Genomic DNA, 8,680 nt, shown 5'->3' on the forward strand with positions numbered 1-8,680 from the left:
CGGGGATAGTGGCGGGGGCGGTGGTGTTGGCCGGCGTCATGGCGGGGAGCAAAATCTGGCGCTCAGTCAAAGGCTGAAGACAACCACAGGGGATTTGTGGAAAGTCTAGAAATAAAAAAGGCCATTCGATTCGCATCGAATGGCCTTTTTTGTCGCCGATGGAGTTACTCGGCGATCTGCAACTTGCGCGACTCGGTGTACACGTAGCGCACTTTCTCGTACTCGAATGGTGAGTTCAGCTGGCCATAGCGGAAGCTGTTCTGGTAGCGCTTGTCGATGCCACGCAGGACCCAGATTTCCGGATGGTTTTCGCTGACTTCGGAGACGTTCAGGAAATTGATCGCCGACTCTGCGGTGAAATCGACCGCCAGGCCCCCAGTGTCGCGGATGTTGGAAGGTCCGAGGATCGGCAACACGAAGTAGGCGCCGCCCGGTACACCGTAAAAACCCAGCGTCTGGCCGAAATCTTCGCTCTGGCGCGGCAGGCCCATGGCGGTGGCCGGGTCCCACAAGCCGGCGATGCCTATGGTGGTGTTGAGCAGCAGGCGCGCGGTGGTTTCCATCGAGCGCTGACCCTTGAACTGCAACAGGCTGTTCAGCAGGTTCGGCACGTCACCGAGGTTATTGAAGAAGTTGCTGACGCCAGTGCGCAGGAAACTCGGCGTGATGTAGCGATAGCCATTGACCACTGGCAGGAACACCCATTGGTCGAAGCGGTAGTTGAAGTGGTAGACGCGGCGGTTCCACTCTTCCAGCGGGTCGTAGACGGCCAGCGCGCTAAGCGTCGAGCGTTCGAACTCGCGCTGATCCAGCCCCGGGTTGAATTTGAGTTTGCTCAGCGGCTCCTTGAAGCCGTCACTGTCAATCACAACCGGTGCGTTGGCTTTGCTGTTGTCGGCATTGGCGACGCCTGCACAGAGTAACGCGGCGATAAGCAGGAGGTATTTAGCCACGGAAGAACTCCAGCATGGCGTCGCTGTTGACGCGGTAATTCAGGTTGCCGCAATGGCCGCCCAGTGGATAAACGGTCAAGCGATCGCCAAAGGTCTTGCGCAGGAAACCAAGGTCGCCAGGGCCGAGAATCACGTCGTCGGCGTTGTGCATGACGGCGATTTTCGGGCTGTCGTGCAGGTAATCCTTGAGCGCATACAAACTGACCTGGTCTATCAGTTGCAGCAGGCTGCCGCCGTCGGTGCGGGCGCGCCACATCGGGATGACCTGTTCGGTGATGTAGCAGTCGAAGTCGCACTGCAGCGCGCGTTTAAGGAACGGCGTGAGGGTGGTGCCTTCGGTGATCGGGTATTTCGGTGGCGTGATCAGACCGCGACGGTTGATCAGGTCCGAGGTGAAGGCAATGTCGGCTGCCGAGAAGCGGAACGAAGTGCCGATCAGCATGGCCATCTGTTCGTTGCTCAGGTGCTGCTTGGACTGCTGGAAGTCGTAGAGCAGCGCATCGTTGAGGTCGATGTAGCCTTTCTGCTGGAAGTAGCGGGTCAGTTTGTTCAGCACCAGTTCATAGAACGTTGTGCTGTTGTTGATGCCTTTGACCTCGGTCTGGACCAGCTTGTCCAGGTTGGTAATCGAGGTGTAGAGGTTGACCGGCGGGTTGAGCAGCAAGACTTTCTTGAAGTTGAAGCTGCGGCGGGTTTCATCCAGGTGCGCGACGAACGCCGCATCCAGGGCGCCCAGGCTGTAGCCGGTCAGGTAGTAATCGGTAACGTTCACATTCGGGTTTTGTGCCCGCACGGCCTGCATCACCCGGTACATGTCTTCGGCATCTTCCTTGGTGATACCGGGTGTGGCAAAGCGTGAGGCGGCGCTCATGAAGTCGAAGCTGGTGGGCGACGACAGTTGCACCACGTGGTAGCCGGCCTTGTAGTAGAGCTTCTTCAGGTACTCGTTAAGGCTGCTGTCGTAGCGCGCGCCGGTGCCGGCGATCAGGAAGATCAGTGGTGCGGCTTTATCTTGTGTGGCGATGCGGTAGGTGAGTTTCTTCACCGGCCAGAAGTTGTCCGGCAAATCGAATTCACGCTCCGGGCGTAACCTGACGCTACGGGTTTCCTGATCGATGTCATCGTCCAGCGGCAACTCCGGGCGCAAGTGCGGCGGTGTCGTCGCAATGGTCGCCTCGAAAGGGTTGGTCAAGGGGTAGCCATAACTGGCGGCGTCGATGTCTACCGCCAGTGCGGACGCACTCAAAATAAGGCCGCCAAACAGGGCGGCGAAGCGCAAGGAACGGAGCATGACTAGATCCCTTAGAGAAAGGTGCCGAATGAAGTTCGCAGGCTATGACCACGGGTTTTGCGCCAAAGTGCCATGGATCGGCACCAATCAGGCCTAAATTCGGAGTAATGGTAGCTGGACGATACACTTTGCAGCTATTTGGTGACCAATTATCTCTTGCACGCGTTTGCTTACCGCTGGCGGGGGATTAAGCTGGCCGCCGTTTTCGTTTATTGGAGTGCTTCATGTCCCGCCGTCTACCTGTGATTCTGCTGCTCGTTCTTCTGCCGTTATGGCTGGCCGCCAGTTATGGCGCGCGTTATGGCTTTATGGAGGATGCTCAATGGGTCGGCATCTGCGTAGACGAAGCGAGTCGCTGGGAATGCCAGGTTCGTTCGAGCCTGGGCCTGATGATTCACTTCAACGTCTTGGGCTTTGCGGCATTGGCGGCAGCTGTTATCGGTTTTGTGCTCCCGGGCCGGGCAGGGTGGTGGTTGGCCGTGCTGGCGCTGGTGTTCGGGTTTCCGGCGCTGGCGTTGTACAACACCACGTTGGCGGTGTTTGCGGTGGTGATTGCCGGGTTGCGTCTGGTCCGGGAAAACCGCGTCGCCTGATACGGAAAGATCGCAGCCTGCGGCAGCTCCTACACAGGAATACGCGTTTCCCTGTAGGAGCTGCCGCAGGCTGCGATCTTTTGATCTTGCTTGATGATTATCCTTTGCGAACCCGCAAACTGCGCCACAACGCTGCAACCATCAACACACTCACCAGCGCCCAACCCCAGGCCTGCTGATTCTGCAACCCTTCACGGTAAAGCTGCGGCGCAATGCCGGCACCGATGATGAAGGTCAGCAGGGCAATCTCCCGACGCGGCACGCTCACCGGGCGGCACAGATAGACCAGCGCCGGCAGGATGAATGCGACACTCGGGAAGCTGCGATAACGCGGATCGAACACCAGCTCCAGCATCGTCACCGCAGCGGCAAACCCGGCCACAGCGAGCAGCCAGCCCGCCCGACGCTCCAGCGCGTTGAACGCCCGTTCACGCCAGCCAGTGCGAGCGCTCAGCGTCAGTGCCGCATGCGCCAGTACCAACAGATTCAAAGCCGTCAGCAAAGCGACCCACAACCATTCACTGCCAAACCGCGTAGTGACACGGGCCAGGTCGCCCCAGGCGCCAATCGAGCAGGCGGCGAGTGCACCCAGAAGCGGTAGAACCAGCGCTGCGCGAGTGCTGCGGACACGTCCGCCGAGGATCAACGAGCCAAGGAAGATCAGACCTCCCACCACCAGCCATTGTGTCCAGTAAGGCACGTTCGACACCGGACCGGCGAGCACGCCCTTGTCCTGGCGATCGGCATCGAACAGCCCCCAGTAACCACCGACCGCACCTTCGCTGGCGCGTTTCCAGGGTTGGTCGAAGGCTTCGATCAGGTTGTAATGCCAACCTTGCTGCTCCGCCATGATGACAAAGGCGCGAATGAACTTGGCTTCATTGACCCGGCTCGGCAGCGCGGTTTCGCGCTGGCGGCCTTCACTCGGCCAGCCGGTTTCACCAATCATCACGTCTTTGGGTGCGAACTTGTTACCGAACACCTGACGTACTTCGGCCACATGCTGCAGGGCGGCATCGATGTTCGACGGGTCATCTTCCCAGTACGGCAACAAATGGATGGTCAGGAAATCCACCGCCGGGGCGATTTCCGGGTGTTTGAGCCAGAACTCCCAGACATCGGCGTAAGTGACAGGCTGTTTGACCTGGCTTTTGACTTTACTGATGAGCTTGGCTAGTTGCGCGCCAGTGACTTCCTTGCGCAACAGGGTTTCGTTGCCGACGATCACCGAGGTCACAACGTCCGCATTGGCGTTGGCCGAGGCGATCAGCAGGTCGACTTCCTTGGCGGTGTCCACCGGGTTGCTGTTGACCCAGGCGCCGATCATCAGTTTCAGCCCGTGCTTGCGCGCCAGGTCGGGCAGGGCTTCGAGGCCAGTCATGGAATAGGTGCGGATGCATTCGAAGCTTTTGGCCAGCAGCGCGAGGTCGGCGTCCATGCGCTCGGGGCGGAGCTTGAACGGCTGATCGAACGGCGATTGGTCCTTGTCGAACGGGGTGTAGGAGGCGCATTGCAGCTTGTGCGTCGCGCTGGCCACGTCCGGCAGCACCACCGGTTTACCGAGGCCGTACCAGAAGCCACCCAGGGCAAAAAGCCCCAACAGGCAGGCGAATAGATAAGCAAAAAAAGGAAAGCGGGATGTCGCGGGCATGGTCAGGCCGTCTGGGAGCAAAGCCGCGCATGTTACCTTCATTTGCCGCGTGCTTGGTGGCCTGCATACTTTTGACATGCAAAGTTTGGGCGGACTGGCCGGCGGACTTCCGGTGGTCTAGATTAATGGCGTTCTGATGTCGTTTCTCGATGCCTTGATGTCGCTGGCAGAGCAGGTCGCCATTGCCGTGAGGTTGATTATCGACGCGTCAGTACTCCGCTGATGTTCGGACGAGTTTGCGGTGGGCGTGATGGGGGCGCTGTGCACCATAACAATACGTTGACGCGACTCGGCATCCGTCGAGCGCAGCACTTTCGGGGAAGTAACGATGAAGATGCGACGACTCTTGGGCGCAGGTGCCGCTTTGGTGCTGGCGATCAGTTCTACTGTAGCCAGCGCCGAAGGCAAGGCAGTGACTATCGGTTATGTCGACGGCTGGTCGGACAGTGTCGCCACGACCAACGTGGCCGCTGAAGTGATCAGGCAGAAACTCGGTTATGACGTGAAACTGCAAGCAGTTGCCACCGGGATCATGTGGCAGGGCGTGGCCACTGGCAAACTCGATGCCATGATGTCTGCGTGGCTGCCTGTGACTCATGGTGAATACTGGACCAAGAACAAGGATCAAGTCGTCGATTACGGTCCGAACTTCAAGGACGCAAGAATTGGCCTGATCGTGCCGGAGTACGTCAAAGCCAAAAGTATTGCCGATCTGAAAACCGACGACAGCTTCAAAGGTCGTATCGTCGGCATCGACGCCGGTTCAGGCGTGATGCTCAAGTCCGAGCAGGCAATCAAGGACTACGATCTGACCGGCTATCAACTCAAGGCCAGTTCCGGCGCCGGCATGATTGCCGAGCTGACCCGTGCCGAGAAGAAAAACGAATCCATTGCTGTTACCGGCTGGGTGCCGCACTGGATGTTCGCCAAGTGGAAACTGCGCTTCCTGGACGACCCGAAAGGCGTTTATGGCGCGGCTGAAACCGTAAACAACATCGGCAGTAAAGAACTGGCGACCAAGGCGCCGGAAGTTGCCAAGTTCATGAAGAACTTCCAGTGGGCGTCGAAAGACGAAATCGGCGAAGTCATGTTGGCCATTCAGGATGGTGCCAAACCTGAAGTCGCTGCGAAGGATTGGGTGGCCAAACACCCGGAACGCGTTGCAGACTGGACCAAATGATTTGAGCTGACGCGTCTAGTCAGCACCTTACAGGGCCGCTTGGTATCACTGCCAAGCGGCCTTTTGCTTTCTCCCACATTGTTTTGTGGATGCTGGAAAATGGCGATTCTGTCATGTCGTTCTAATACTAAGGTCGTCTGGAACCAGTTCCGTAGCCGCATAGAGTGGATAACGTTCCAACTTCATCTGTGCTGCGAGGATAAAAACAATGAACGACAGCATTTACCTCTCGATTCAAAACAGCCCGCGCTTCAAGGAGCTGGTTAGTAAGCGAGAAAAGTTCGCCTGGATTCTTTCGGCGATCATGCTTGGGCTTTACTCCGGATTCATCCTTTTGATTGCTTACGGGCCGCATATTCTGGGGGCGAAAATCAGCCCCGAGTCTTCGATTACCTGGGGGATACCGATTGGTGTCGGGCTGATTCTCTCGGCCTTTATCCTGACTGCAATCTACGTACGACGCGCCAATGGCGAATTCGACGACCTGAACAATGCGATTCTCAAGGAGGCTCAGCAATGATCCGGCGTCTAATGGCTCTATTGAGCATCGCAGCCTTTGCACCTGGCGCCTGGGCAGGTGAAGCCCTGACCGGCGAAGTGCACAAACAACCGCTCAACGTTTCCGCGATCCTGATGTTCGTCGCGTTCGTTGGCCTGACCCTGTGCATCACCTACTGGGCCTCCAAGCGCAACAATTCGGCGGCTGACTACTACGCGGCGGGTGGCAAGATCACCGGCTTCCAGAACGGTCTGGCGATTGCCGGTGACTACATGTCGGCGGCGTCTTTCCTGGGTATTTCCGCCCTGGTGTTCACTTCCGGTTACGACGGCCTGATCTACTCGATCGGCTTCCTGGTGGGCTGGCCGATCATTCTGTTCCTGATCGCCGAGCGCCTGCGTAACCTGGGTAAATACACCTTTGCCGACGTGGCGTCCTATCGCCTTGGGCAAACACAGATCCGCACGCTGTCCGCTTGCGGCTCGCTGGTGGTGGTGGCGTTCTACCTGATCGCGCAAATGGTCGGTGCCGGCAAGCTGATTCAGTTGCTGTTCGGTCTCGACTACTACGTTGCCGTGATCCTGGTCGGTATCCTGATGTGCATGTACGTGTTGTTCGGCGGCATGTTGGCGACCACTTGGGTGCAGATCATCAAGGCAGTGTTGCTGCTGTCCGGTGCTTCGTTCATGGCGCTGATGGTCATGAAACACGTCAACTTCGACTTCAGCTTGCTGTTTTCCGAGGCGATCAAGGTTCACCCTAAAGGTGAAGCGATCATGAGCCCGGGCGGTTTGGTGAAAGATCCGGTTTCGGCATTCTCGCTTGGTCTGGCGCTGATGTTCGGTACCGCTGGCCTGCCGCACATTCTGATGCGCTTCTTCACCGTGAGTGACGCGAAAGAAGCTCGCAAGAGCGTGCTGTATGCAACCGGCTTCATTGGCTACTTCTACATCCTGACATTCATCATCGGTTTCGGCGCGATCCTGCTGGTCAGCACCAACCCTGCCTTTAAAGATGCAGCTGGCGCGCTGTTGGGCGGCAACAACATGGCGGCGGTGCACCTGGCTAACGCGGTGGGTGGCAGTATCTTCCTGGGCTTCATCTCGGCAGTCGCGTTCGCAACCATTCTGGCTGTAGTGGCTGGTTTGACGCTGGCCGGCGCTACGGCGGTGTCTCACGACCTTTACGCCAGCGTGATCAAGAAGGGCAAGGCCAACGACAAGGACGAGATCCGCGTCTCGAAAATCACCACTATCTGTCTGGGTGTGTTGGCGATCGGTCTGGGCATTCTGTTCGAAAGCCAGAACATCGCGTTCATGGTGGGCCTGGCGTTCTCCATCGCGGCGAGCTGTAACTTCCCGGTGCTGCTACTTTCCATGTACTGGAAGAAGTTGACCACGCGTGGTGCGATGATCGGCGGCTGGTTGGGTCTGATCAGTGCCGTTGGTTTGATGGTCCTTGGGCCAACCATCTGGGTGCAGATCCTGCATCACGAGAAGGCTATCTTCCCGTATGAGTACCCGGCGCTGTTCTCCATGGCCATTGCGTTTATCGGGATCTGGTTCTTCTCGATCACTGACAAATCGACTGCGGCTGACAATGAGCGGGCGCTGTTCTTCCCTCAGTTCGTTCGTTCTCAGACGGGCTTGGGGGCGAGTGGGGCGGTTGCTCACTAAGGCTTCAGGTTTGTATGTATAAGCTGCGTTAAACAGAAATGCCCCGGTCGAGAGATTGGGGCATTTTTTGTTGGGCGGTTTGATTGTGTGCATATCCGTTGCTGCGGTAACGGCTGCTTAGGGTTTCGCCCTTACGGCGACTCACTTTTTTTTCAAACGCCAAAAAAAAGTAAGCAAAAAAAGGCTCGCCCCGAGCGTCCGGCCCCTCGCTAAGGCTCGGCGTTCCTTCGCTCCGGTATTCATCTGGGGGCATCGCCTCCGGTCGGCTTCGCTTCGACCTCCTCTCGATGTGTTCGACTTCGTCGAACGGCGCTGCGCGCCTCCCCCCCAGATGAACACCTCCACTCAGCCTGCCGAAGGGGCGGACAGATCAAAATCAAGAGCTGCTGGCGAGCTAACGCTCGGCCTGTTGAGTGGCGAAGGGCGGGTGTACACCCATCCCCTGTAGGAGCTGTCGAGTGAAACGAGGCTGCGATCTTTTGATCTTGCTGTGGCTTTAGATGTTGATCCTGCTTTTGATCTTTCGCCCCTTCGGCAGGCCGTGCGGCGCAGCCGCACACATCGAGAGGAGGTCGTCGCGAAGCAGACCATAGGCGATGCCCCCTGATGGGCACCGTAGCGAGGGAACACTGAGCTTTAGCGAAGTGCCGTACGCCGGGGCGAAGCCTTTTGCTTACTTTTCGGCGCTTGGAAAAGTGAGTCGCTGTAAAAGCCAGCCCTTTCAAGGTCTTTGATAAAATCCCCCAAAACTCCAGTCAGGGTGACGAAAGCGATGTGGGCAGAAGTTCTAGCGCGGTTTGAGAAAAAAACACCGGCCAGTGTCATGACAAGAGTGAT

8 protein-coding genes are annotated in these 8,680 nt (G+C 57.7%); 4 read left to right on the forward strand and 4 right to left on the reverse strand.

All coding sequences use genetic code 11. The features are described 5' to 3' along the window. Positions 1 to 164: 164 nt before the first annotated feature. Both KGB23_RS29755 and KGB23_RS29760 read right to left on the reverse strand, forming a co-directional pair. The gene (locus KGB23_RS29755) at positions 165 to 953 is read right to left on the reverse strand and encodes a VacJ family lipoprotein (protein WP_223433661.1); all 789 of its coding nucleotides are present in this window, start codon (positions 951 to 953) and stop codon (positions 165 to 167) included. Beyond that, the gene (locus tag KGB23_RS29760; RefSeq protein ID WP_223433662.1) at positions 946 to 2,244 is read right to left on the reverse strand and encodes a serine/threonine protein kinase; all 1,299 of its coding nucleotides are present in this window, start codon (positions 2,242 to 2,244) and stop codon (positions 946 to 948) included. The genes KGB23_RS29755 and KGB23_RS29760 overlap by 8 nt, the downstream gene beginning before the upstream one ends. Before the next feature lie 224 nt (positions 2,245 to 2,468). Between KGB23_RS29760 and KGB23_RS29765 the strand changes: the two genes are divergently transcribed. After that, positions 2,469 to 2,837, forward strand: coding sequence for a hypothetical protein (locus KGB23_RS29765; RefSeq protein ID WP_046054321.1), 369 nt, complete (start codon positions 2,469 to 2,471; stop codon positions 2,835 to 2,837). Between the two features lie 97 nt (positions 2,838 to 2,934). On the opposite strand, the gene KGB23_RS29770 is transcribed toward KGB23_RS29765, so the two are convergent. After that, positions 2,935 to 4,530: a beta (1-6) glucans synthase gene (locus KGB23_RS29770; RefSeq protein ID WP_223433663.1), complete on the reverse strand. Its 1,596-nt coding sequence runs from the start codon at positions 4,528 to 4,530 to the stop codon at positions 2,935 to 2,937. Positions 4,531 to 4,816: 286 nt separating this feature from the next. On the opposite strand from KGB23_RS29770, the gene KGB23_RS29775 reads away from it, so the two are divergent. The 3 genes from KGB23_RS29775 (at position 4,817) to KGB23_RS29785 (ending at position 7,843) form a co-directional block, all read left to right on the forward strand. Continuing rightward, a complete protein-coding gene (locus tag KGB23_RS29775) occupies positions 4,817 to 5,668 on the forward strand; it encodes a glycine betaine ABC transporter substrate-binding protein (RefSeq protein WP_129442276.1) in 852 nt (283 codons plus the stop codon). A gap of 208 nt (positions 5,669 to 5,876) precedes the next feature. Next, positions 5,877 to 6,188, forward strand: a complete 312-nt coding sequence (locus KGB23_RS29780; RefSeq protein WP_008148580.1) for a DUF485 domain-containing protein — start codon at positions 5,877 to 5,879, stop codon at positions 6,186 to 6,188. Next, positions 6,185 to 7,843 (forward strand): cation acetate symporter, encoded by a 1,659-nt coding sequence (locus tag KGB23_RS29785; RefSeq protein WP_223433664.1) that lies wholly within the window; start codon positions 6,185 to 6,187, stop codon positions 7,841 to 7,843. The genes KGB23_RS29780 and KGB23_RS29785 overlap by 4 nt, the downstream gene beginning before the upstream one ends. Before the next feature lie 636 nt (positions 7,844 to 8,479). Here the strand turns inward: KGB23_RS29785 and KGB23_RS29790 are convergent. Beyond that, positions 8,480 to 8,680 (reverse strand): hypothetical protein (locus tag KGB23_RS29790; protein ID WP_223433665.1); only part of this gene is annotated, 201 nt, incomplete at its 5' end.

It is taken from the genome of Pseudomonas sp. GL-B-26 (assembly GCF_019947405.1).
GTDB lineage: Bacteria > Pseudomonadota > Gammaproteobacteria > Pseudomonadales > Pseudomonadaceae > Aquipseudomonas.

Excerpts from the sequence above, each read along its gene's own strand:
- KGB23_RS29775 (WP_129442276.1), top strand. The coding sequence starts at position 4,817 with ATGAAGATGCGACGACTCTTGGGCGCAGGTGCCGCTTTGGTGCTGGCG.
- KGB23_RS29770 (WP_223433663.1), bottom strand. The coding sequence starts at position 4,530 with ATGAAGGTAACATGCGCGGCTTTGCTCCCAGACGGCCTGACCATGCCC.
- KGB23_RS29780 (WP_008148580.1), top strand. The coding sequence starts at position 5,877 with ATGAACGACAGCATTTACCTCTCGATTCAAAACAGCCCGCGCTTCAAG.
- KGB23_RS29765 (WP_046054321.1), top strand. The coding sequence starts at position 2,469 with ATGTCCCGCCGTCTACCTGTGATTCTGCTGCTCGTTCTTCTGCCGTTA.
- KGB23_RS29760 (WP_223433662.1), bottom strand. The coding sequence starts at position 2,244 with ATGCTCCGTTCCTTGCGCTTCGCCGCCCTGTTTGGCGGCCTTATTTTG.
- KGB23_RS29785 (WP_223433664.1), top strand. The coding sequence starts at position 6,185 with ATGATCCGGCGTCTAATGGCTCTATTGAGCATCGCAGCCTTTGCACCT.